This is a genomic window from Rhodanobacter sp. L36, from assembly GCF_009765755.1.
Taxonomy (GTDB): Bacteria; Pseudomonadota; Gammaproteobacteria; order Xanthomonadales; family Rhodanobacteraceae; genus Rhodanobacter.
Window position 1 is genome coordinate 1,154,303 of record NZ_LMUV01000002.1, and the last position, 20,944, is coordinate 1,175,246.

The 20,944-nt window shown below is 62.5% G+C and carries 24 protein-coding genes; 14 read left to right on the plus strand and 10 right to left on the minus strand.

Translation table 11 applies throughout. The features are described from left to right. Positions 1 to 110 precede the first annotated feature (110 nt). Positions 111 to 1,250 (minus strand): aldose epimerase family protein, encoded by a 1,140-nt coding sequence (locus GSQ73_RS04995; protein WP_254063267.1) that lies wholly within the window; start codon positions 1,248 to 1,250, stop codon positions 111 to 113. Between the two features lie 438 nt (positions 1,251 to 1,688). Here GSQ73_RS04995 and GSQ73_RS05000 point away from each other — a divergent pair, with 438 nt between their 5' ends. The 8 genes from GSQ73_RS05000 to GSQ73_RS05035 all read left to right on the plus strand — a co-directional run bounded on the left by GSQ73_RS05000 (position 1,689) and on the right by GSQ73_RS05035 (position 9,407). Next, on the plus strand, positions 1,689 to 2,444 hold the full coding sequence (locus tag GSQ73_RS05000) for a FadR/GntR family transcriptional regulator (protein WP_158881552.1): 756 nt from the start codon (positions 1,689 to 1,691) through the stop codon (positions 2,442 to 2,444). Positions 2,445 to 2,448: 4 nt separating this feature from the next. Next, positions 2,449 to 3,396 carry a 2-dehydro-3-deoxygalactonokinase gene (locus GSQ73_RS05005; RefSeq protein WP_158881554.1) on the plus strand — a complete coding sequence of 316 codons (948 nt, stop codon included), beginning with the start codon at positions 2,449 to 2,451 and terminating at the stop codon, positions 3,394 to 3,396. After that, entirely contained in the window at positions 3,397 to 4,050 is a 654-nt protein-coding gene (locus tag GSQ73_RS05010) for a 2-dehydro-3-deoxy-6-phosphogalactonate aldolase (RefSeq protein ID WP_158881556.1), read from the plus strand. Beyond that, a complete protein-coding gene (gene dgoD / locus GSQ73_RS05015) occupies positions 4,047 to 5,195 on the plus strand; it encodes a galactonate dehydratase (RefSeq protein WP_158881558.1) in 1,149 nt (382 codons plus the stop codon). Before GSQ73_RS05010 ends, dgoD begins: the two co-directional genes overlap by 4 nt. A 2-nt stretch (positions 5,196 to 5,197) precedes the next feature. Continuing rightward, on the plus strand, positions 5,198 to 5,986 hold the full coding sequence (locus tag GSQ73_RS05020) for an SDR family oxidoreductase (protein WP_254063268.1): 789 nt from the start codon (positions 5,198 to 5,200) through the stop codon (positions 5,984 to 5,986). Beyond that, positions 5,983 to 6,897 (plus strand): SMP-30/gluconolactonase/LRE family protein, encoded by a 915-nt coding sequence (locus tag GSQ73_RS05025; protein WP_254063269.1) that lies wholly within the window; start codon positions 5,983 to 5,985, stop codon positions 6,895 to 6,897. Before GSQ73_RS05020 ends, GSQ73_RS05025 begins: the two co-directional genes overlap by 4 nt. Positions 6,898 to 6,966: 69 nt before the next feature. Further along, a complete protein-coding gene (locus GSQ73_RS05030; protein ID WP_158881564.1) occupies positions 6,967 to 8,352 on the plus strand; it encodes a sugar porter family MFS transporter in 1,386 nt (461 codons plus the stop codon). Between the two features lie 29 nt (positions 8,353 to 8,381). Next, positions 8,382 to 9,407, plus strand: a complete 1,026-nt coding sequence (locus tag GSQ73_RS05035; protein WP_158881566.1) for a glycoside hydrolase family 43 protein — start codon at positions 8,382 to 8,384, stop codon at positions 9,405 to 9,407. A 268-nt stretch (positions 9,408 to 9,675) separates the two neighbouring features. Here the strand turns inward: GSQ73_RS05035 and tsaA are convergent, their stop codons facing one another. Next, a complete protein-coding gene (gene tsaA, locus GSQ73_RS05040) occupies positions 9,676 to 10,212 on the minus strand; it encodes a tRNA (N6-threonylcarbamoyladenosine(37)-N6)-methyltransferase TrmO (RefSeq protein WP_158881568.1) in 537 nt (178 codons plus the stop codon). Between the two features lie 98 nt (positions 10,213 to 10,310). On the opposite strand from tsaA, the gene GSQ73_RS05045 reads away from it, so the two are divergent. After that, the gene (locus GSQ73_RS05045; RefSeq protein WP_158881569.1) at positions 10,311 to 10,685 is read left to right on the plus strand and encodes a YciI family protein; all 375 of its coding nucleotides are present in this window, start codon (positions 10,311 to 10,313) and stop codon (positions 10,683 to 10,685) included. Further along, complete coding sequence (locus tag GSQ73_RS05050; protein WP_158881571.1) at positions 10,682 to 11,215, plus strand: hypothetical protein; 534 nt, start codon at positions 10,682 to 10,684, stop codon at positions 11,213 to 11,215. Before GSQ73_RS05045 ends, GSQ73_RS05050 begins: the two co-directional genes overlap by 4 nt. 568 nt (positions 11,216 to 11,783) lie before the next feature. Here GSQ73_RS05050 and GSQ73_RS05055 read toward each other — a convergent pair. Both GSQ73_RS05055 and GSQ73_RS05060 read right to left on the minus strand, forming a co-directional pair. Continuing rightward, positions 11,784 to 12,683 (minus strand): hypothetical protein, encoded by a 900-nt coding sequence (locus GSQ73_RS05055; RefSeq protein WP_158881573.1) that lies wholly within the window; start codon positions 12,681 to 12,683, stop codon positions 11,784 to 11,786. A gap of 16 nt (positions 12,684 to 12,699) precedes the next feature. Next, complete coding sequence (locus tag GSQ73_RS05060) at positions 12,700 to 13,008, minus strand: UBP-type zinc finger domain-containing protein (protein ID WP_158881575.1); 309 nt, start codon at positions 13,006 to 13,008, stop codon at positions 12,700 to 12,702. An 89-nt stretch (positions 13,009 to 13,097) separates the two neighbouring features. Here GSQ73_RS05060 and GSQ73_RS05065 point away from each other — a divergent pair, with 89 nt between their 5' ends. Continuing rightward, positions 13,098 to 13,817, plus strand: a complete 720-nt coding sequence (locus GSQ73_RS05065; RefSeq protein ID WP_158881577.1) for an HAD family hydrolase — start codon at positions 13,098 to 13,100, stop codon at positions 13,815 to 13,817. Between the two features lie 14 nt (positions 13,818 to 13,831). On the opposite strand, the gene GSQ73_RS05070 is transcribed toward GSQ73_RS05065, so the two are convergent. From GSQ73_RS05070 to GSQ73_RS05080, 3 genes are all read right to left on the minus strand, one after another. Beyond that, entirely contained in the window at positions 13,832 to 14,605 is a 774-nt protein-coding gene (locus GSQ73_RS05070) for an SDR family oxidoreductase (protein ID WP_158881579.1), read from the minus strand. Between the two features lie 112 nt (positions 14,606 to 14,717). Then, complete coding sequence (locus GSQ73_RS05075; protein ID WP_158881581.1) at positions 14,718 to 14,972, minus strand: hypothetical protein; 255 nt, start codon at positions 14,970 to 14,972, stop codon at positions 14,718 to 14,720. A 69-nt stretch (positions 14,973 to 15,041) separates the two neighbouring features. Then, positions 15,042 to 15,938: an ion channel gene (locus GSQ73_RS05080; RefSeq protein WP_158881583.1), complete on the minus strand. Its 897-nt coding sequence runs from the start codon at positions 15,936 to 15,938 to the stop codon at positions 15,042 to 15,044. A gap of 132 nt (positions 15,939 to 16,070) precedes the next feature. Between GSQ73_RS05080 and GSQ73_RS05085 the strand changes: the two genes are divergently transcribed. Further along, a complete protein-coding gene (locus GSQ73_RS05085; RefSeq protein WP_158881585.1) occupies positions 16,071 to 16,259 on the plus strand; it encodes a CPXCG motif-containing cysteine-rich protein in 189 nt (62 codons plus the stop codon). Continuing rightward, positions 16,252 to 16,749, plus strand: a complete 498-nt coding sequence (locus GSQ73_RS05090) for a putative toxin-antitoxin system toxin component, PIN family (protein WP_158881587.1) — start codon at positions 16,252 to 16,254, stop codon at positions 16,747 to 16,749. The genes GSQ73_RS05085 and GSQ73_RS05090 overlap by 8 nt, the downstream gene beginning before the upstream one ends. 55 nt (positions 16,750 to 16,804) lie before the next feature. On the opposite strand, the gene GSQ73_RS05095 is transcribed toward GSQ73_RS05090, so the two are convergent. Together GSQ73_RS05095 and pncA are read right to left on the minus strand one after the other, a co-directional pair. After that, entirely contained in the window at positions 16,805 to 18,775 is a 1,971-nt protein-coding gene (locus GSQ73_RS05095) for a DUF3300 domain-containing protein (protein ID WP_158881589.1), read from the minus strand. A 224-nt stretch (positions 18,776 to 18,999) separates the two neighbouring features. Beyond that, positions 19,000 to 19,629, minus strand: a complete 630-nt coding sequence (gene pncA / locus GSQ73_RS05100) for a bifunctional nicotinamidase/pyrazinamidase (RefSeq protein WP_158881591.1) — start codon at positions 19,627 to 19,629, stop codon at positions 19,000 to 19,002. 104 nt (positions 19,630 to 19,733) lie between these two features. On the opposite strand from pncA, the gene GSQ73_RS05105 reads away from it, so the two are divergent. After that, positions 19,734 to 20,126, plus strand: coding sequence for a hypothetical protein (locus tag GSQ73_RS05105; RefSeq protein ID WP_158881592.1), 393 nt, complete (start codon positions 19,734 to 19,736; stop codon positions 20,124 to 20,126). Positions 20,127 to 20,151: 25 nt separating this feature from the next. On the opposite strand, the gene GSQ73_RS05110 is transcribed toward GSQ73_RS05105, so the two are convergent. After that, positions 20,152 to 20,943, minus strand: a complete 792-nt coding sequence (locus GSQ73_RS05110; RefSeq protein ID WP_158881594.1) for a dienelactone hydrolase family protein — start codon at positions 20,941 to 20,943, stop codon at positions 20,152 to 20,154. Between the last annotated feature and the right edge of the window lies 1 nt (position 20,944).

The window sequence follows — 20,944 nt, forward strand, 5'->3', positions numbered from 1 at the left end:
CCATCGCACTCCGAAGCTCACCCTTATTTGTCATATAAAATACAATGCAGGTCGTGCGTGTCGTTTCGTCGAGGCATAGCGCGTGCTACGTCATCGTCTGTGGCGGAAAGTCAGTGGCTGATGGAGAGTTGGTAGACCATCAGGTTGCGATAGGTCTGACCCGGTCGCAGCACCGCTGAACCGAAATCCGGATGGTTCGGCGTGTCGGGAAACAGTTGCGGCTCGAGCACGAACGCATCGCCCTGGCGATACAGGCGCCCGGCCGGTCCGGCCGTCGTGCCATTGAGGAAATTGCCCGAATAGAACTGCAGCCCCGGCTGCGACGAGGTCAGCGTCAACACGCGGCCGGAGGCCAGATCTTCCACGTGCGCCACGATCCGCGGCGTTGCGCTCACCTTGCGGCTGATCACCCAGTTGTGGTCGTAGCCATGGCCGTTGCGCAGCTGCGGATCGTTGCGGCGGACATCGTGGCCGATCGCCTTGGGCTTGCGAAAATCGAACGGCGTGCCGGTGACATCAGTGAACGCGCCGGTGGGAATCGATCCGGCATCCACCGGCAGGTAACTGTCCGCGGGAATGGTCAGGCGGTCGTCCATCACACTGCCCGAGCCTTCGCCGCCGAGATTCCAGTAGGTGTGGTTGCTCAGGTTGACGAGTGTCGGTTTGTCGGTGGTGGCGCCGTAGTCAATGGAAAGACGATCGCTTTCGTCGAGGGTGTAAGTCGCGGTGACGACGACGTTGCCCGGATAACCCATCTCGCCATCGGCGCTGTTGTATTGAAGGGTGACGCTGGCCTGCTTTGCGTCCTGCTTCACGCCAGTCACTTTCCACAGCACCTTGTCGAAACCCTTGGTGCCGCCATGCAGCGAGTTGGTGACATCATTGGTCGGTGTGCTGTACGCGTGGGCGTCGATCGTGAACCTGCCCTTGGCGATACGGTTGGCATAACGGCCGACCGTCGCGCCGAAGTATTGCGGCTGGTCGATATAGCTGCCGACATCGGCGTAACCAAGAATGATGTCCGCGCTCTTGCCGTGACGATCCGGCGCGTTCAGCGACTGCAGACTGGCGCCCAGCGCCATCACCCGCGCACTCACGCCGTGGCTGTTGCTCAACGTCACCGCATCGACCTTGCTGCCGTCTGCCAGCGTGCCGAACACGCTGCGCGTGGCACTGGCCGACCAGGACATGCCGGGCACCGCCATCATGGCGGCACAAAACAGGCTCGTGATCCACTCCGTTCGCTTCATGAAATCTTCCTGCGTTGTGCTGGGCTCGCCGGGCGAGGCGCGATGTATGCGACCATATTGTAGGACAATATGCAAGCGGCTAATCTGCCGATATCGGGGTGGTTCGGCGTGGCCGGAACGGGTCGCAAATGGGGAGGTCGATGACGCGCCGCAACACCAAGGAGGTGTATCATCATGCTGGATCGGCGCCAGCGCTCGCATCAATGGAAGTGTGCAGAGCACAACGGCAGCGCCGATTACAAACGCACACGGTGGCAAAAAATCAGTCGATGAAAGTGCAAGGAGTTTCGATGTTTCTGCTGCCTCTCGCCTCGCTGCAGAAAATTTCCGTCACAATGATGACGCTGTCCATACGGTCTGATATAACCCACTTGTATGACAAATAAGACGATCAAGGAAGTATCCAGGCCGGTCGCGAAAGTGGCGGTGGCGAAGCCGATGACCGCCGGGAAGCGCGCGGCATCCGGCAAAACGCGTCGCGCGGTCGGCTCCACGCCAACGCGCAATCTGCACGGACATGTCGTGCACGAACTTGGCCAGCGCATCGTCGGCGGCGAACTTCGTCCGGGCGAATTGCTGCCGCGCGAGGAAACCCTCGCCGAGCAGATGGAAGTGAGCCGCACCGCCTTGCGCGAAGCGATGAAAGTGCTTTCGGCCAAGGGTCTGGTGGAATCACGACCCAAGGTCGGTACGCGCGTGCGCGATACGCGCTTCTGGCATCAGCTTGATGCCGATGTGCTTGGCTGGCGCTGCGCGCTGATGCCCACCGAAGACTTCGTGCGCAAGCTGGTGGAAATGCGCGAAGTGATCGAACCGGCCGCCGCTGCGGCCGCTGCCGTGCGTTGCAGCGTGGAGCAACTCGAACGGCTGGATGCGGCCTATGCGGCCATGGACGCAGCGAAGGATCTCGACGCCTGGGCTGAAGCGGATCTCGCCTTCCACGAGGCTGTGCTCAACGCGACCAACAACGAATTGATGGCTTCGCTTTTTTCGGTGATCGAAACCGCGTTGGGCACGTTCTTCGTGTTGTCCGCACGCACCGCCAAGGATTTCAAATACTCGCTGCCGCACCATCAGAAAGTGCTGGAGGCGATCCGTCGTCGCCAGCCGGATGCGGCACGTCGCGCCATGTTGCGCATGGTCGACGACTCGCGCGCGAACATGGAAAAGCGCCGCCGAAATGCGAAGGCCTGACCCGATGCCATGGCTGATCGGTCTGGACTGGGGCACCACGCGACTGCGGGCGATGCTGTTCGACGGCGATGGCGCCGTGCACGAAACGCGCGAGCGCCCGTGGGGTATTCGTCATCTGCCCGACGGCGGCTTCGACGCTGCGCTGTCATCGATCTGCGAAGGCTGGCCGCAGGTGCCGGTGCTGGCCGCCGGCATGGTTGGCAGTCGACAGGGTTGGCGTGAGGTCGGTTATGCGGATACGCCCGCCGATGTCGATGTGCTGATGGCAGGCATCGTCGCCGTGCGCAGCGCGGATGGCCGGCAGCTCGGCATCGTTCCCGGCGTGCGCGACTCAGCGAGCATGGATGTGATGCGCGGTGAGGAAACGCAGGTGATCGGCGCACTCGCATGTCGCCCGGAACTGAGTGGTCGCGCGCAACTGTTGCTGCCGGGCACGCACAGCAAATGGGTCGAAGTACGCGACGGGCGTATCGTGCGTGTATCGACGATGATGACCGGCGAACTCTATGCGGTGCTACGCGAGCATTCGATTCTCGGCGCAGGCATTCCCGAGGCCGACGCAACGACAACGAATCACGAGGCATTCGATGCCGGCGTGCGTATCGCGCGCGACAGCGGCGCCGCCGGTGTGTTGACGCGATTGTTTTCCGCACGCGCGTTGATGCTCGCTGGAAGGCTGGCGCTCGACGCTGTGCCCGACTATCTCTCCGGCATGCTGATCGGCGAAGAGTGGCGTGCCGGCCTCGCCTCCGGCTGGTTGTTGCCGGATACCTCGCCACTGTTGGTCGGTGACGAGCGACTTTGCGCGCGTTACGCGCGTGCAGCGACCTTGTTTCGCTTGCCGGAAGCAGACTGCATCAGCGACGCGTCGGCGCACGGACTGTGGCGGATCGGCCGCGCTGCCGCACTCGTCGGTCCGTCGGCTATTGCCCAAGCTCAAGGAGCGCACTGAATGTTTGACACCTGGCTCGAGCCGTTGCCGTTGATCGCCATCCTGCGCGGCCTGCATCCGGATGAAGCGGTTGCTGTCGGCACGGCCATCGCGGACGCCGGCTTCCGTATTCTCGAAGTGCCGCTCAATTCACCGCGCCCCCTGGAAAGCATTCGCCTGCTCGCCGATGCGCTTGGCGATCGCTGCCTGATTGGCGCGGGCACCGTGTTGACCATCGAGGCAGTGGCGGATGTCGCCGCAGCCGGTGGCAAGTTGATCGTGATGCCGCATGCGGATACCCAGGTAATCGCTGCCGCGCGTCGCGCAGGCATGTACTGCGTGCCGGGCGTGTCCACGCCGACCGAAGCGTTCGCCGCGCTGGCCGCGGGCGCGAACGGGCTCAAGGCTTTTCCCGCTGAACTGATCACGCCATCGGTGCTGCGTGCCTGGCGTGCGATCCTGCCGAAGGGCCTGGCTTTGCTTCCGGTCGGCGGGATCGACCCGGAGGGTATGGACGTCTATCGTCATGCCGGCGCCAGCGGATTCGGCATCGGCTCGGCGTTGTACAAACCGGGCCGCAGCGTCGCCGAGATCGCGGATGCGGCGCTCGCTTTCGCGCACGCATGGATTTCGTCTTCCGTCACATCAGGCAACAGGGATACACCACGCGCATGAAGATCACGAGCCTGACCACGTACCTGGTTCCGCCGCGCTGGCTGTTCGTGCGCATCGACACCGACGAAGGCTTCAGCGGTTGGGGCGAGCCGGTCGTCGAAGGACGCGCGCACACCGTCGCCGCCGCCGTGGAAGAACTCGCCGATTACCTGATCGGCAAGGATCCCCGCCATGTCGAGGATTTGTGGAGCCTGATGTATCGCGGTGGTTTCTATCGCGGCGGCCCGATCCTGATGAGCGCCATCGCCGGCATCGACCAGGCGCTGTGGGACATCAAGGGCAAGCACCTCGGGCAACCGATTCACGCCTTGCTCGGTGGCCCCGTGCGTTCACGCATCCGCGTGTATTCGTGGATTGGCGGCGATCGTCCGTCGGACACCGCCAAAGCGGCGGTCGATGCGGTGGCGCGCGGATTCAGTGCGGTGAAAATGAATGCGACCGAGGAACTGCAGTTCGTCGACACCTACGACAAAGTCGAGCGCGTGCTGGAAAACGTGCAGGCGGTGCGTGACGCGGTAGGCCCCAACATCGGGCTCGGTCTTGATTTCCACGGTCGCGTGCACAAGCCGATGGCCAAGGTATTGATGCGCGAACTGGCGCCCTACAAATTGATGTTCATCGAGGAACCTGTGCTCTCCGATCACCTTGAGGCGATCCCCGAGCTGGCAGCGATTTCGCCCGCACCGATCGCGCTCGGCGAACGGCTGTATTCGCGCTACGACTTCAAGCGCGTGTTGGCGACGGGTGGCGTCGACATCATTCAGCCCGATCCATCGCACGCTGGCGGCATCACCGAAACACGCAAGATCGCGGCGATGGCCGAAGCCTACGACGTGGCGCTCGCCTTGCATTGCCCGCTCGGTCCGATCGCACTGGCCGCCAACTTGCAACTCGACGGCGTGTGCCACAACGCCTTCATCCAGGAACAGAGCCTCGGCATCCACTACAACGCGGGTAACGACCTGCTCGACTACATCAGCGATCGCAGCGTGTTCGCCTACGACGATGGTTTCGTGAGTATTCCAAATGGCCCGGGCCTCGGCATCCAGGTCAACGAGGAATACGTGGCCGAGCGCGCGAAGGTCGGCCATCGCTGGCGCAATCCGATCTGGCGCCACGCCGACGGCAGCGTCGCGGAATGGTAGGCGTGGATCAGGCGACGCCGGAAGATTCGTCGGCGCTCGCCAGTTATCCCAGCCTCGTCGATCGCAGCGTGCTGATCACCGGCGGCGCGACCGGCATCGGCGCGGCCTTCGTGCAGGCTTTCGCACGGCAGGGCGCGCGCGTGGCGCTCCTCGATCTCGATACCGATGGCGCAGCTGTGTTGCTTGAAGGTCTGGAGAACACCACACACCGGCCGCTGTTCCTGCCATGCGATGTCACCGATCTGGGCGCACTCGCCGCGGCGATCGACAAGGCGCGCAAGGAGATCGGCCCGATCTCGACGCTGATCAACAACGCGGCCAACGACGTGCGTCATCAACTGGCGAATACCACGCCGGCCGATTTCGAGCGCAACGTCGCGGTGAATCTTCGTCATCAGTATTTCGCCACGCAGGCGGTGGTGCCGGACATGCGCGCGCTCGGCGGCGGTTCGGTGATCTGCCTGGGTTCAACTGGCTGGATGATCAAGAACGACGGCTACCCGATGTACACCATGGCGAAGGCCGCGGTACGCGGGCTGGTGAACGGCTTGGCTCGCTCGCTCGGGCACGATCGCATCCGCATCAATTGCCTCGTGCCCGGCTGGGTGATCACCGAAAAGCAGCGTCGCCTGTGGCTCGACGCCGATGGCGAAGCGGAAATAGCGCGCAAGCAATGCATGCCTGGCTATCTGCAGGCGCAGGACCTGGCCAACGCCGCGTTGTTCCTCGCCGCGGACGACAGCCGCATGTGCACCGGCCAGGATTTCATTGTGGATGGCGGTTGGGTGTGAGCGGCGTCGTTGCCACCTCCGTGCTCGACGCCCGCAACGTGCTGGGTGAGGGCATCCAGTGGTGTGATCGCAAACAGGCGCTGTACTGGACGGACATCCAGACGTCCAAACTGTATCGTCATCGGCCGTCTGACGCCCTCACCGAAAGCTGGCCGATGCCGGAACGACTCGCCTCGTTCGCGCTGTGCGAACTCGACGACTGGTTGCTGCTCGGACTCGCCACGCGGTTGGCTTTCTATCACCTTCCCAGTGGCGCGCTGGAGCCGTTGTGTGAAGTCGAAGCTGCACTCGCCACGCGGCTCAACGACGGCGTCTGCGATCGCGAAGGGCGTTTCGTGTTTGGCACTCTGCACGAGCCAGTCGGTGGCGGACCGAAGCAGCCGATCGGTAGCTTCTACCGGCTCGACACGGATCTTTCGCTGCACCGGCTGGACCTTGGTGGCGTGGCGATTTCCAACAGCCTCGCGTTCAGTCCCGATGGTCGCACGATGTACTTTTGCGATTCACCGCGACGCGTGATTCGCCGTGGCTCGTACAGCATCGATGGTCATGCAAGCGATGCCGAAGACTGGATCGACCTGCGCCACATCGAAGGCGAACCCGACGGCTCGACCGTCGATGCCGAAGGTGGCCTGTGGAACGCACAGTGGGGCATGGGTCGCGTGGTGCGCTACGCGCCCGATGGCCGCGAAGATCTCATCGTTCAAGTATCTGCGCGACAGCCGACGCGCCCTGCGCTGGGCGGCGCAGCGCTGGGTCAGCTCTATGTCACCAGCGCACGCGACGGGCTTTCGGCGCAGGCCCTGAGCGAAGATACACAGGCGGGAAATCTTTTTTGCGCCCCGGTTTCGCAGCGGGGATTGCCCGAAGCACGCTTCGCAGGTCATCCTCGGACTATCGATGCGGCATGATCGCATCGACCACATGATGAACAACGATCAGCGCCGTGCGCCGGCGCACCCATCCAAAGGGAGCCAACCATGAATGCCACCGCAGCACCGCCGCTTCATCCGAAGGCAACGGCCGTCTTCACCTGCATCCTTGCGGCGCTGGCAGGCCTGATGTTCGGGCTGGACGTCGGCGTGATCTCCGGCGCGCAGAAATTCATCCAGCATGAGTTCGGCGTCAGTGACACCATGATCGGATGGATCGTCAGCATCATGATGGCCGGCGCCGCGATCGGAGCGCTGAGCGCTGCATGGATGTCCAATACACTCGGTCGCAAGCGTTCGCTGATTCTCGGCGCGGTGCTGTTTGTCGCTGGCTCGATTCTTTGCGCATTTGCCTGGTCGGCGGAGGTGCTGATCGTGGCGCGAGTCGTTCTCGGGCTCGCCATCGGCATTGCCAGTTTCACCGCACCTCTGTATCTGGCGGAAATCGCGCCGGAGAAAATTCGCGGTTCTATGATTTCCCTGTATCAGCTGATGATCACCATCGGCATCCTGGCGGCGTTTCTCTCCGATACCGCTTTCAGCTATTCGGGTAACTGGCGTTGGATGCTGGGCATCATTGCGATTCCCGGGGCGCTGTTCTTAATCGGTGTGTTCTTCCTGCCTTACAGCCCGCGCTGGCTGATGATGCGCGGTCGCCGCGCCGAAGCCGAGCAGGTGCTGGAGAAACTTCGTGGCGACCGCAGCGTGGTTGAGCATGAGTTGAACGACATCGCCGAACAGTTGAAGACGCCGCAGCGCGGCTGGCATCTGTTTCAGGAGAACTCCAACTTCCGTCGCTCGGTCGGCTTGGGCGTGCTGTTGCAGGTGATGCAACAGCTCACCGGCATGAACGTCATGATGTATTACTCGCCGCGGATCTTCGAGGGCATGGGTTCAAACACCGAGACGCAGATGTGGTCCACGGTGGCGGTTGGCCTTACCAATGTGCTGGCCACCTTCATTGCGATCGGCCTTGTCGACAAGCTTGGACGCAAGCCGATTTTGTATGCCGGATTCGTGGTGATGGCGCTTGGTTTAGGCACCGTTGGCACGATGATGCATCTGGGTATTCACACCCACAGTCAGCAATTATTTACTGTCGGCATGCTGCTGATCTTCATCGTCGGTTTTGCGATGTCCGCCGGCCCGTTGATCTGGACACTGTGTGCGGAAGTGCAGCCACTCAAAGGTCGTGATTTCGGTATTGGCTGCTCGACTTTCACTAACTGGGCCGCCAACTATCTGGTGGGCATATCCTTCCTCCCTCTACTCAACAGCATCGGCAACGCCACCACGTTCTGGTTGTATGCCGCCTTCAATGTGGTCTTCATCTTCCTCACCATATGGTTCGTGCCTGAAACCAAGGGCGTCACGCTGGAGCAGATCGAACGCAACCTGATGGCCGGCAAGCGGCTGCGCGAGATTGGTCAGTAAGACGCCGAATCAAACACAAAGGCCACTCGATGCCGCTGCGAAATTTCCTCGCCGCCACTTTCGCCGCCGCGCTGCTGTGTGCTTCCCCGCACGCAGCAGTCGCGGACAGCGCAAAAGAGACGTTCACCAATCCGCTTTTGCCATCCGGTCCTGATCCGTGGGTCGCGCAGCGCGACGGCTGGTACTACTACACCAACACGCTCGGCGATCGCATCGCATTGTGGAAAACGCGCGACATGGCGCGGCTTTCCGAAGCCTCACCGGTGACGGTGTGGCGTGCGCCGAAGAACGGACCGAACTCGACCTCGGTGTGGGCGCCGGAACTGCACTATCTGCGTGGCAAGTGGTACCTCTACTACAGCGCCGCCGATCGCCTGCATGACGATGATGCGCATCGCCACAGCTTCGTGCTGGAGAACGCTTCGGACGATCCGACGCTGGGTCCGTGGGTCGATCGCGGCATGTTGCAGACCGATCACAACGGCATCGACGGCACCGTGTTCGAGTTGAACGGCAATCTGTACTTCGTGTACTCCGCGTACATCGGCGACCACAGCGATCTGATCATTGCGCCGATGCGCAATCCATGGACGCTGTCCAAGCCGCAGGTGGATATCGCGCAGCCGACCTTCAGTTGGGAAATGCAGGGTGGCCGCAAGATTCTCGAGGGGCCGGAGTTCCTTCAAGGGCCGTCGGGCAAATTATTTCTCACCTATTCGGCCAGCGCGTGCTGGTCGGATGGTTACGCGCTGGGCCTGCTGACAGCGCAGGCCAGCGCAGACCCGACCAGTCCATTGTCGTGGACCAAATCTTCGCAGCCGGCGCTCGCACAGTCGGTTGAAAACAATGTGTATGCGCCGGGTCACAACGGTTTTTTCAAATCGCCCGATGGTCGCGAGGACTGGATCATCTATCACGCCAACTCAGGTGCGGGAATGAAGTGCACCAGCAAGCGTGCGCCGCACATCCAGCCGTTCCACTGGCGCGACGACGGCACGCCCGATTTCGGCGTACCGATGAAGGAAGCCACGCCGATCGACGCACCGTCGCGCTGAGCTGACGTCGCGATTCATTGCGCCACGAGTATGGCGCCCGTCGTTGACTTCAATGTCATCGCCGAACGACGAAGTGTCGGACACAAAAAAGCCGCGTCGGAACGATCCGGCGCGGCAAAGTTTGAACCGACCACTGCCAGTGTTCGGCGCCGTCATCGGAGGGGTCCGCTCGGGCGAGAGCACCTTAGCCGGCGCGCATCTCAGATCCTCGGACAGTGCGGCGACATGTGTGTGACACCGCGTGGAATCACGGCGACGCGCGTCGCCTTCAGCCAGGAGGTTTGCTGCGCGGCCGCTTCGGTCCCGGCGCCGAATGCTGGCCCTGAGTGGCGTCGATGGCATCGATCCAGCCTGCGCGCGCATCGGGAAAAGCATCGGCGTAAGGCACGTAAGGCTTGATGTCGAGGATCGGCGTGCCGTCGAGCAAGTCCATGCCACGCACGCGCAATGCGTGCGATTCCACGGCGATCAGTTCGACCGCCGACAGGCCAATGGCATTGGGTCGGTGCGGCGAGCGCGTGGCTAGTACGCTGCGTTTTCCACCACCGCGCGGCGGTCGCACTTCGGCCTTCCAGCCGTCACTGCGATGGAACGCGAAGATCAGCCAGATGCGCTCGAATCCCGCGAGGTCACGGAACGCCGCCGCGGGAAACCCCTCGATGAATTCGATGATCGCTTCGGACGATGCGCCGCTCTCGGTACCTTCCACCACCGTCGGCTGGTGCGGCGCATCGATGCGCCGCGCATAAGGCGAACGCACGAACGCGATCGGACGGCTGGCAAAGCTGGCAGGCGATTCGTGCATGGCGGCATTCGCGTCGAAGTAAGCGGCAAGTATCCCATTGCCCAGCGGCGCGGGCGGGTTACAGTTGGCAGGTTGCTTTGTCCCCACCGAGGCCAACCATGAAGTTCATGCTGATGATCTACCCCGACGAATCGATGTTGCAGGCGCTGCCGGAAGGCGAATTCGACGCGCGCATGCATCAGTGCATCAAGCACGCCGACGAGCTGAAAGCCCATGGCCAGCTGCTGGATACGCAACAACTCGAAGAACCTGCCACGGCGAAATCGGTGCGCAGCCGCAACAACAAGATCAGCGTTTTCGACGGCCCCTTTGCCGAAACCAAGGAATATCTCGGCGGCTTCCAGCTGATCGAAGCGGCGGACATGGACGAAGCGGTGCGTATCGCGTCGCAGATTCCATGGATCGAAAACGGCTGCGTGGAAATTCGTCCGGTGCGCGACTTCGAAGCCGTGCGTCAGCGGGTTGGCGCATGAGCGATTTCGAAGAAGACTTCGACGCCGAGCATGCGTTCGACGATCTCGACGAAGATTCGGTCGAGGCGAAAGTCTGGCAATTCCTGTTGCTGATCAACCCCGGCGACGAAGAAACCGCGTTGCTGCAGTTCACCGACTATCGCGAAGCGGTCGCCGATGTCGACGCGGACGACATCGAGCCGATTGCGGTGATCGGCCGTGCGATCGACTGGCGTTCGGGTTTCATCATCGACGCGCAGGACATGCGCTCGCTGATCCAGGCCGTCGACGAACTCTCGTCGCGCTGGAACCTCTCGATCGACTGGAACGGCGACCCGGTCGACGACGAGTTCTTCGACGACATGGATTGCGCCGAACTCTTCTCCATCGCCTACGATCGCCTCGCCGAACACGGTTACACGCTGTGGGCGTGGGAAACCGACGGCGATACCTACGCCGGTTTCATGACACTGACCCGCGATGCGGAACCGCTGCGCGAACTGGCGACCGCACTCGGCATCAACCTGATGCTGGGTAATCAGGTGACCTGACCTGAGCGTACCGCTCGCCACGGTTCGTCACGCGGCTTCCATCGACTCAGCGACGCGTGTCGTCGGGGGTATTTTCGTGAATCACTGTCTGGCGGGTTCTATCGGTTGCGTGACATCGAATTGCAAGTCAAAGTGCGTCGTATCGACCGAGGCATTGACGTGTCCCACAAGCGCTACGTGCTTCCCGTAATTTTGCCCAAGGCTTACAGCCAATGCCGTCTTGCTGGCACCGATGCCCAGTTAGCTGGTGTCGAAAGGTGCGCCCGACGGCTGTTCCATCGCTGTCTACAAAATTGATGGGATGGTCCAGCTTCACGTAGGAATACGCTCCAGCGCGGAGATCGCTTAGTGGCGAGGGCCTGGAAATCCCCTTGAGAATGACGCCAGTGACGCGAACGGTTTCGTGCAGCCGTATCCACGCTGCTTGCGAATCGCCTGCGTTGGCAAATAGCGGGAAGGGACTGAATAATCCACCGAGTAGCATGAACTTCAAGCTGCTGATATGGCGCATGACGATGACTCCTTTGGTCGATACGAAACGAAGTCATTCCCGCGTGCAGGCGTCGCATCAGATGACAGCTGGCGTATCCACCGGTCGCCCGGCCAGCCACAGCGCGAGATTGCGCACGTAGCGTTCGATCGATCGCTGCGCTTCGGGTGCGTGGGCGAGCGCATCGCCGGGCGGTTCGGAGACGAAGCTGGGCGCGCCCGATGCGGGATTCCAGTTGTAATCGGCGAAATGATGGAAGGTGGATTGCGCGATCGCCGGGCCGCCATCGACGGAAGCTTCGAACGCCACTGCGAGGTTGAATGCCGTGTTGCTCAACTTGCTGCGGCCGGTGGCAATGACGCGGGCGCTCGGATCATTGGCCGGCTTGCCGACGGCACCTTCATGTGGATGCGCGGGCAGCGAGTGCAGAGCGCCGTCAGGTGATTCGGGATCGGTCAGCACCGGATGCAGCGGCATGCTGATGTGGACGTGCTGGAAATCACCGTTGGCACCGGAGTGATAGTTCGGCCACGAGATGTCGGTGGTGATGGTGTCGTCGACATGATGGCGCGACGCATCGGGTTCGGGATTCTTCGAGTGGAAGAAATGTGCTGCGCCAACACCGCCCAGTGTGCATACGGAGCAGCCGAGATCCATGTGATCGCGCGTCACCATCAGCCCGCCGCCGCGCTGGTGGAAGCGCGTGATGGCGGCGCAGTCTTCCTCGGTGAGTCCGTTGCCGGTGTCCACCGCGAACAGCCACATTTCGTCGAACGACGAGGTGTCGAGCGTGGACAACACGCGATCAGGTGCACCGTTCGCATCGCGATCGCGTGCCACGACGTCGAACAAGGGTTCGCCGTCGGCATCGCGCAAGTCGGCGAGGTACTTGCGCAGCAAACTGAAACGACCAATGTGCCAGTCGTCGACGGTGGTGGGGATCGTCGTCTGCAACAGCACTCTGCTGAGTGTGGCCATGGCGTTGATGTCCGGATCAGTAGTAGCGAGGGATCGGGCCGAGCTGTGGTGTCTTGCGGTCACGCAGGTCGAACATGGCGTCGTCGATGTAGCACCAGCCCCAGCCTTCGGGTGGGTCGTAGCCTTCGATGATCGGATGTTGCGTGTGGTGAAAATGCTTGCTGGCGTGGCGGTTCGGCGAGTCGTCGCAACAACCGACGTGGCCGCAGGTTCGGCAGATGCGCAGGTGCAGCCATTCGTCGCCCGTTTTCAGGCATTCCTCGCAACCGCGCGCGCTGGGCGTCACGTCCTTGATGGTATCGAGATGATCGCAGTGACTGTTCATGACAACTCCGTCGATATCGGCAAAAACGATGTTTATCATAGGCCGGCCTGGCGCGCGTATCGTGCGCCTGCGACACAAAAGGGTGCGGCATGCTGCAACTGATCGGTTTCGATGGCGACGATACGCTCTGGCGCAGCGAAGACTATTACCGCCATGCCAACGAGGAATTCATCAGCATCCTCGGCAACTATGTGGACCTCGAAGATGGCCACGTGAACGACACGATGCTGGAGACCGAGCGACGCAACCTCAAGCTGTTCGGTTACGGCGCCAAGGGCATGACGCTGTCGATGGTGGAGACGGCCATCGCGATCACCAACAAGCGTATTTCCGCATCAGACATCCATCGGCTGGTGGAAATCGGCAAGCGCGTGCTGCAGCACCCGGTGGAATTGTTGCCCGGCATCCGCGCGGCGATCGAGGAAGTGTCGTGCCATCACGATGTGGTGCTGATCACCAAGGGCGATCTTTTTCATCAGGAAAAGAAAGTGGCGCAATCGGGCCTGGCCGATCTGTTCCAGCGCATCGAGATCGTGTCGGAGAAAGACGCTGACACGTATCTGCGCGTGCTGTCCGGATTCTCGCTGCGGCCGGATCAGTTCGCGATGGTCGGCAACTCGCTGCGCTCCGACGTGGAACCGGTGGTACGTCTTGGCGGCTGGGGCGTGCACGTGCCGTACCACGTGACCTGGGCGCACGAAATGGAAGACGGACTGCACGACGACGAGCGCTCGAAAATCGTCACTGTCGACGCGCCCTCGGCGATTCCGGCGGCGGTGGCAAAACTGCGCGAACTCGCCGCTGCGTGAGCTCGCGCAGCGAGTCAGGCGATCGAGCGCAGCAACCCGCCTTCGACTCGCAATGCCGCACCGTTGGTAGCGGCCGACAGCGGGCTGGCCAGATAGGTCACCAGGCTGGCGACTTCCTCGCTTTCGATCAACCGCTGTAACAGCGAGCTGCTGCGATGTTTCGAGAAGAACTCGCTTTCTGCATCCGCGGCGCTGAGATTGGGCGTCACCGCGCTCTTGATGAAATCGACGATGCCCTCGGAGCGCGTCGGCCCCGGCAGCACGGCATTGACGGTGACCGCAGTGCCCTTGGTCAATTCAGCCATGCCGCGCGACACGGCCAGCTGCGATGATTTGCTGACGCCGTAGTGGATCATCTCCGCGGGCGTCATGACGCCTGATTCGCTCGAGATGAAAATCACCCGACCCCAGTTGTTCGCCAGCATGCGCGGAAAGTAGTGGCGCGAAAGGCGAACGCCGCTCAACACGTTGGTTTCGAACATCTGCATCCAGTCGTCGTCGCTGATCTGCGCGAACGGCTTGGCTTCGTAGATGCCGAGGTTATTGATCAGGATGTCTGCGTCGGGCACTTCGCGGATCAGCGCGGCGGCGCCTTCCGCCGTGGCGAGGTCGGCGACGACTTTGCGCACCTTGGCGCCGTCGGGAATCGCCTGGTCGAGCTTGGCCTTGCTGCGGCCGGGCACCACGACGGACACGCCCTCGGCAAGCAGCGCGTTGACGATGGCCAGCCCGATGCCGGCGCTGCCGCCGGTGACGATGGCGGTGCGGTTTGCGAGTTTCAGATCCATGGGAATTCCTGCAGAGGATGCGCGAACGCATCAAAGGCCGCGCGGCGCGCGCGGAATGATCAGGATGTGGCGACGGCCCGGCGATATGCCAAGGGCGATAGTCGGCGAATCGTCAATCGTCGAAGCCGGTATAGCCTTCGGGGAAAATCGGCGTGCCGTCTTCTTCCAGTCCGCTCATGTCCGTCATGGCTTTCGCTGCGGCTGTTTCGGCGATGCCCTTGTCGCGGAAGCTGCGGTTTTCGCAGATCGCGAAGTACATCGGAAAACCGCCGGCGCGCGGCGTGACCGCAAGATACGCGGTGAAGCGCGAGCCTTCGAGCGTGGCGCCGGAACGCACGAGATAGTTGTCGAATTCGCGCCCGGCCATCGGTGTCGTCCGCAGAAAAGAGTAGAAGTGTAGGTCATGCCCGCGATGCACGGATCAGCGATGTGCGGATCACCCCGGCGGATTGTCGCCCTCGTCGATCGGCAGTACATCGTGGAACACGGTGTAGTCGATGATGTTGGTGCCGTCGGCACCCTCGCTGACCAGGTCGAGATAGCGATGGTTCCAGCGCAGCGCGCGATGGCTCCATTGTTGGCGAGCCAGCATGGATTGCGACGTCGTTTCGTCGACGCCTTCAATGCTCAGCAGAAAGGCCGAGTCCATGGCTTCGAGTGATTCAGGCGTTTCGCCATGGAGCGGGCTGCTTTCGTCGATGACGTGCATCAGGCTCCAGCTCAGCACGAAGATCGGATGACGATCGCGCACCAGTTTCAGGTCGTGGATGCGGCGCCAGCGAAAACCTTCCGGTGACACTTCCAGTCGCAGCAGGTGCAACTGCGCGAACGCCTCGGCGATGACGTTCTGCCGTGTGTTTGCCGCGCGCACCATCAGCGTGGATTTGCCGTCGATGACGCGCACCACCGGATGGTCCGCGAAGATGATCTTGGCGCGCGGACGCGAGAAGCGCGAAAAGATCAGGCCGGTGACCAACGCGATGGACACCATGCCGGTGAAGATTTCGAGCGTGGCCAGCACATGCGCGTACACAGTCTGCGGATGCATGTCGCCGTAGCCGACAGTGGAAAGCGTTTCCACGCTGAAGAAAAACGCGCCGGCGAAACCCTGCGGATACTGGTTCGCGATCGGCGCTGTGCCGAACTGGTAGAGCCCGGCGAAGGCCGCGTTGAGCAGTAGAAAAATCGCCGCGACCAGACCGAAGAACACCGGCCAGCGCACGGTCAGCGCGCGGTGGTAGATGTCGTCCCAGATGCGTCGCGGCAGGCCCTGGCTCAGGAAGGGACGCCCGGCGACGTGCACGATCCTCGGTCGATTCGGCGTAGGCAGCATCGGTGGATGGTCCGTGGTCGCAGTGCGTTGCGCCGATATGGCTCGGCGAGAGTCGCATCGATTGTAACGCGCACGACGCGAGTGCCAGCGTGCATGTGGCAAGCTGCGCGCTCCGATCCATCGAGTCCGACCATGCTTGTGCCGTGCGATATCTCATGCCCGTATTGCGGCGAACCGATCGAGGTGCTGGTCGATGCGTCGGCAGGCGACCAGAACTACGTCGAGGATTGCCAGGTGTGCTGCCGCCCGATCACGCTGAACATCCACATCGATGCGGACGGCGACGCGCACGTGGGCGCGACGTCCGAAAACGATGCCTGAGTCGAATGTTCCGAGTGAATCGACGGAGCGTGACGGATCCCTCGTTCCGCGCATCGTGCTTGATACCAACGTGTGCCTTGACCTGTTCGTGTTCAACGAGCCGATGTGTTCGCATGTGCTGGCGGCGATGCGCAACGGCGTCGTGCAGGCCGTCACGCGCGACGACTGCCGCGATGAATGGCAGCGCGTGTTGCACTATCCGCGCCTGCCGATCGACGACGCCAACCGACCAGCGATCAGCGCCGCGTTCGATGCGCTGGTGCAACATCTCGACGAAGACGCGATGACGCCGGCGGATGCGCGTCTCCCGCTTTGTGCCGATGCGGACGATCAGAAATTTCTCGAACTCGCACTGGCGTCGGGGGCGCAGTGGTTGCTGAGCAAGGATCGCGAATTGCTGAAACTGGATGCACGAACGCGCTCGTCCGGATGGTTTCCGATCCTGCTTCCGCAAATGTGGCACGCGCCGAAAAACAGAGCGCCGGGCTGACACGCGAAGGGACCGTTGCCGGTCCCTTCGATCGATCCATCACGGCAGCCAGCGATCAGTGCTGCTTGTCGTCCTTCTTCTGATGTCCCTCATTTCTCGTCGGCGGATTTCCGTGCGCCTGCGGCTGGGGTCGCGGCGCCTGTTGTGGCCGTTCCGTCTGTTGCGGTCGCATCATCTGCGGGCGGGGTACCTCGCGTTGCTGCTGCATAGGTGCCTGTCGTGGTGCTTCCCGTTGCTGCATGGGCATCGGCCGCGGCGCCTCGCGTTGTTGTTGAGGCATCGGCATCGGTCGCGGCGTTTCGCGGCGCTCAGGCATCGGTGTGCGCTGTTGCATGGGCGATGTGTGCGGAATGTCGCGATGCATCATTGGCGCCTGCGGTCGCGGCGAAGTGATCGGCTGTTGCATGACGGGCGCAACGCGTTGCGGCAGGTGTTCGACCGGCGCACGTGTCGGCATCGTCGGGGCGAGGCGCGACGGTGCAGCGACGCCGATGTGCTGGCCGGGAATGCGCATCGAACCGTTGCGGCCGCCCTGCATGTGCGGTTGTCCCGGAGCCGCCTGTCCCGCAACCGGCGCATGCGGAACCGGTCCGTTCGGAACGGGAACATGCAAGTCCTGCCCATGAGCAGCGAGTCCGCGGCCGGCACCGGGCGCGGAAACACCCGGCATGTTGAGGTGCGGCTGGTGGGCGATTTCCGATGGACGTCCATTCGGCATCGGCGCGACGCCGGGACGAACGCCAGGCGGGTTACCCGGCAACGTTCCCGGGTGCGCAAAACGCGCGGGCTGACCCTTGGTCAGGGCACCGTTGAAGTTGGGGCGGTTCATCGGCTGCTGCGATGGCATGTGCACGTGCGCCGGACCGGCCAGATGGTTGCCCGGTTCGTTCGGCATGGGCATAGGCGGACGGATTGCGCCGGCATTCTGCGGCGGTTGGCCGGGCGCACCGAAGCCATTGTGATTGCCGGCCCGGTGGTTGTTGTCGCCACGCCGATCGATGGTGGTGGATTTTGAAACATAGACAGTGTTGTCGTGAACCACGGCAGGCCGCTGCCAGTGACCGCGATCGCCGTTGCCGCCACCGTCGCGATTGCCGCGCCAGCGCATGTCCCAGCTGTTCCAGCCGTAGTTCGATCGGTCGCGATCGTGATCGTGATGGTGCGAATGATTGAACAGCGATGCCACCGCGATGCCTGCGCCGAACGCCAGCGCACCGGTGGCGACCATGTCGCCGGTGCTGTAGCCGGGCTGTTCATAGCGATAGTCGGGGTAGCTCTCGACCTCTTCGCCGTACACGGTCTGCGGATCATATTCGGGCACGTACACCGTGTCCTGGTCGGCCGGCAGAATTTCGATTGTCTGCTCCGGCGCGGGCACCACGGACGGGCCCGAGTAGACGGTTTGATAGCCATCATCCGAAGGCGCGTACGCGACGCTGGTGTCCACCGGCGCGGACGGCTGGTTGACCACGTGCAGTTGCGCCGAGCTGCGCAGGCTGCCGTGCTTCGACGCGCGCTGGCGCATCACCTGGATCGCGTTCAGCACGTCAGTCGGATCGTTCGCGTATGCATTGCCAAGCGCGGTGGTCCACGGAATGTTCTGCGCCATCTGGTCGAGAACTTTGGGAAATACCGTGAGGCCCTTGATGCTTGGATCCCACGACTGCGGATCCACCGCGTCCTGCAACTCCGGGCCTTGCAGTTTCTGGTTCTGTTCGAGGAACGTATCCGCGGCGGAAACCTGATCGGGATAGGTCGAGCCTGCCAGCACCTGCGCCACGAGCTTGTCCGGAAACAGCGCGATCGGCGCAACCAGTTGATAAAGCTGGTCGGCGGTCGGTGGTGCATACGCCGGTGCCTGCGCTGTCGAAGCGCTCGCTGCTGGTGCTATCGCGGGTGCCGTCGACGCGCCTGCGGACGCGGACGCCTGCGGCGATGCGGGCTGCTGGTTGCAACCGATCAGCGCGGCCGCGCCTGCGCAGATCGCGGTGTTCAAAGCCACGCTGAGAAAACGCCTGGTGATCACTCTCTTCTCCCTTGCTCGGTGGAATGTCGTTGAGTGGAACATCCGGTCCGGCACGACGCGGCTCCCCGGTCACGTCGACTCACGAAAGCCGGTCGACGTGCGCAGGTTCTTACTGTCGTACGGAACCGCCGGTAAATAACGCAATACAAGCAATTGCGACGTGGCGGCGTGAAGAAAAAGCGACGCGCCACGAAAGCGCGAACGAAGTCACTCGAAAGGACGGCTCACGCGATCGTGACGCCAAGTTGTTGCAGCGTCTCGCGCGTGGCGCGGTCCGAATCCGGCGTGACGGGTCGACACAAATCCCATAGGAATCGCACGCGGAATCCGAGGTCGATGGCGTCCTGCGCGGTCCACAATACGCAAACATCGCGCGCCAGCCCGCACACGACGACATCTTCCACGCCGCGTTCGCGCAGCCAGCCGGCGAGGCCAGTGCTGGGGCGTTGTCCATGTGGACCGTGGTTTTCGCGGAAGCCGCTGTACGAATCCACGTTGGGATCGCTGCCCTTGCGAATCAGTGCATCCAGCGACGACCAGTCGATGCCCGGATGAAGTTCCGCGCCCGGCGTTCCCTGCACGCAGTGATCCGGCCACAGTGTTTGCGGCTGACCATGCAGCGTGATCTGTTCGAACGGCGCATGCCCGGGATGCGAGCTGGCGAATGAAGCGTGCCCGTGCGGATGCCAGTCCTGCGTGGCCACCACGTGGCGGAACAGTCGCTGCCGCAGCAGCGCATCGATGCCCGGCACGATGGCATCGCCCTCGTGGCAGGCGAGCGGACCGCCGGGCATGAAATCCGGCTGCACGTCGACGACGATCAGGGCGGCGTGGGTATTCGCGGAAGGATTCATGGGCTGAAGTTTCTTGGGGGAAGAGGAACTCGGGCGCGGGCGTCGCGGCCGCCGTCGATGGCACATAATGCATGTTCTGCCATCACCGATCGGAAAAACACGCGATGCATTACGACCAGTCGTGGATGGGATTCGGCATCGTCGGCGGCATGCAGGCCGGGGCTATTTCCACGCTTGCTGCAGTGTTGTTGTTTTTCTTTTTTCACTGGATCGGCAAACGCAGCGGCTGGGGTTACGGCCCGGAGATCGGCTGGGCTTTTCTGCTGGCGCTGGCGCTCACCGCCAGCGGCGATCTGTGGGACATGTTCTATTTCAATTACGCGCCCTTGCAATCGCTGGAGTTGCTCAAAGCCGAACTTGCGCTGGTGCACGACCCCGACGGCATCGGCACGCGCGTGTCGTGCGAATTGCTTGGCGTGGTGCTGGGTTTGTATATCGGGTGGGCGATCTGCAGCGCCGACTGGCGCACGCGCTTCGGCCGCTCGCGCAAGGATTGATCCTTCAGTTCAGCGGCGGCCAGCGTCAACGCGCGTGCACACCCGCGAGCTGATGCGAAAACATCCACGGCCACAGCTCGGCGGTTGCATAGGCCATCGGCCAGGAGCCGTGATCGACGCCGGGAAATTCGGTGTAACGCACGTCATCCCCGAGTGCCTTGAGCGCTGCATTCATCCGATGCGATTCATCCGGCGGCACCACCGAATCGATCGCGCCGTTGAAGATCCACACCGGCAGCTTGCCGATATGCGCCGCCACCCATGCGTGCCTGTTGCTGGTGCCGGCAGGTATGCCTTGCACGGACAACGGATCGGGATCCTTTGGCTGGTTGATGCCGCCGCAGATGATCGCCGCCGCGGCGAACATGCCAAGGTGATCCTTTGCGATCTGCCACGAGCCGTAGCCGCCCATCGACAAGCCGGTGAGATACAGGCGCCGGCGGTCGCCGTGATAGGTATCGATGGTTTCTTTCAGCGCCTGTAGCGCCATCACTTCGACATCGCCGTTCCAGGCCGTGCCTTCCGGCGCCTGCGGGATGACGACCACGGCCGGGAAATGATCGCCATGATCCTTCAGCCATGGCGGCAAACCCTGGCTTAGCTGACGTTCGTTGTCGCTGCCGCGCTCGCCACTGCCGTGCAGAAACAGCACTACTGGCCACGAGCGTTTGGCCGTCCAGCCGTCCGGAACGAAAAGCCGATATCGATAGGTTGTTCCGTGCACGCTGGTCGAGCGCTCGATGAAACGCGATGGCTGCGCGGCGTGTGCGACGAAGGCGAGCAGAAAAAATCCAATCAGGGCGAGAAGGCGAGTCATG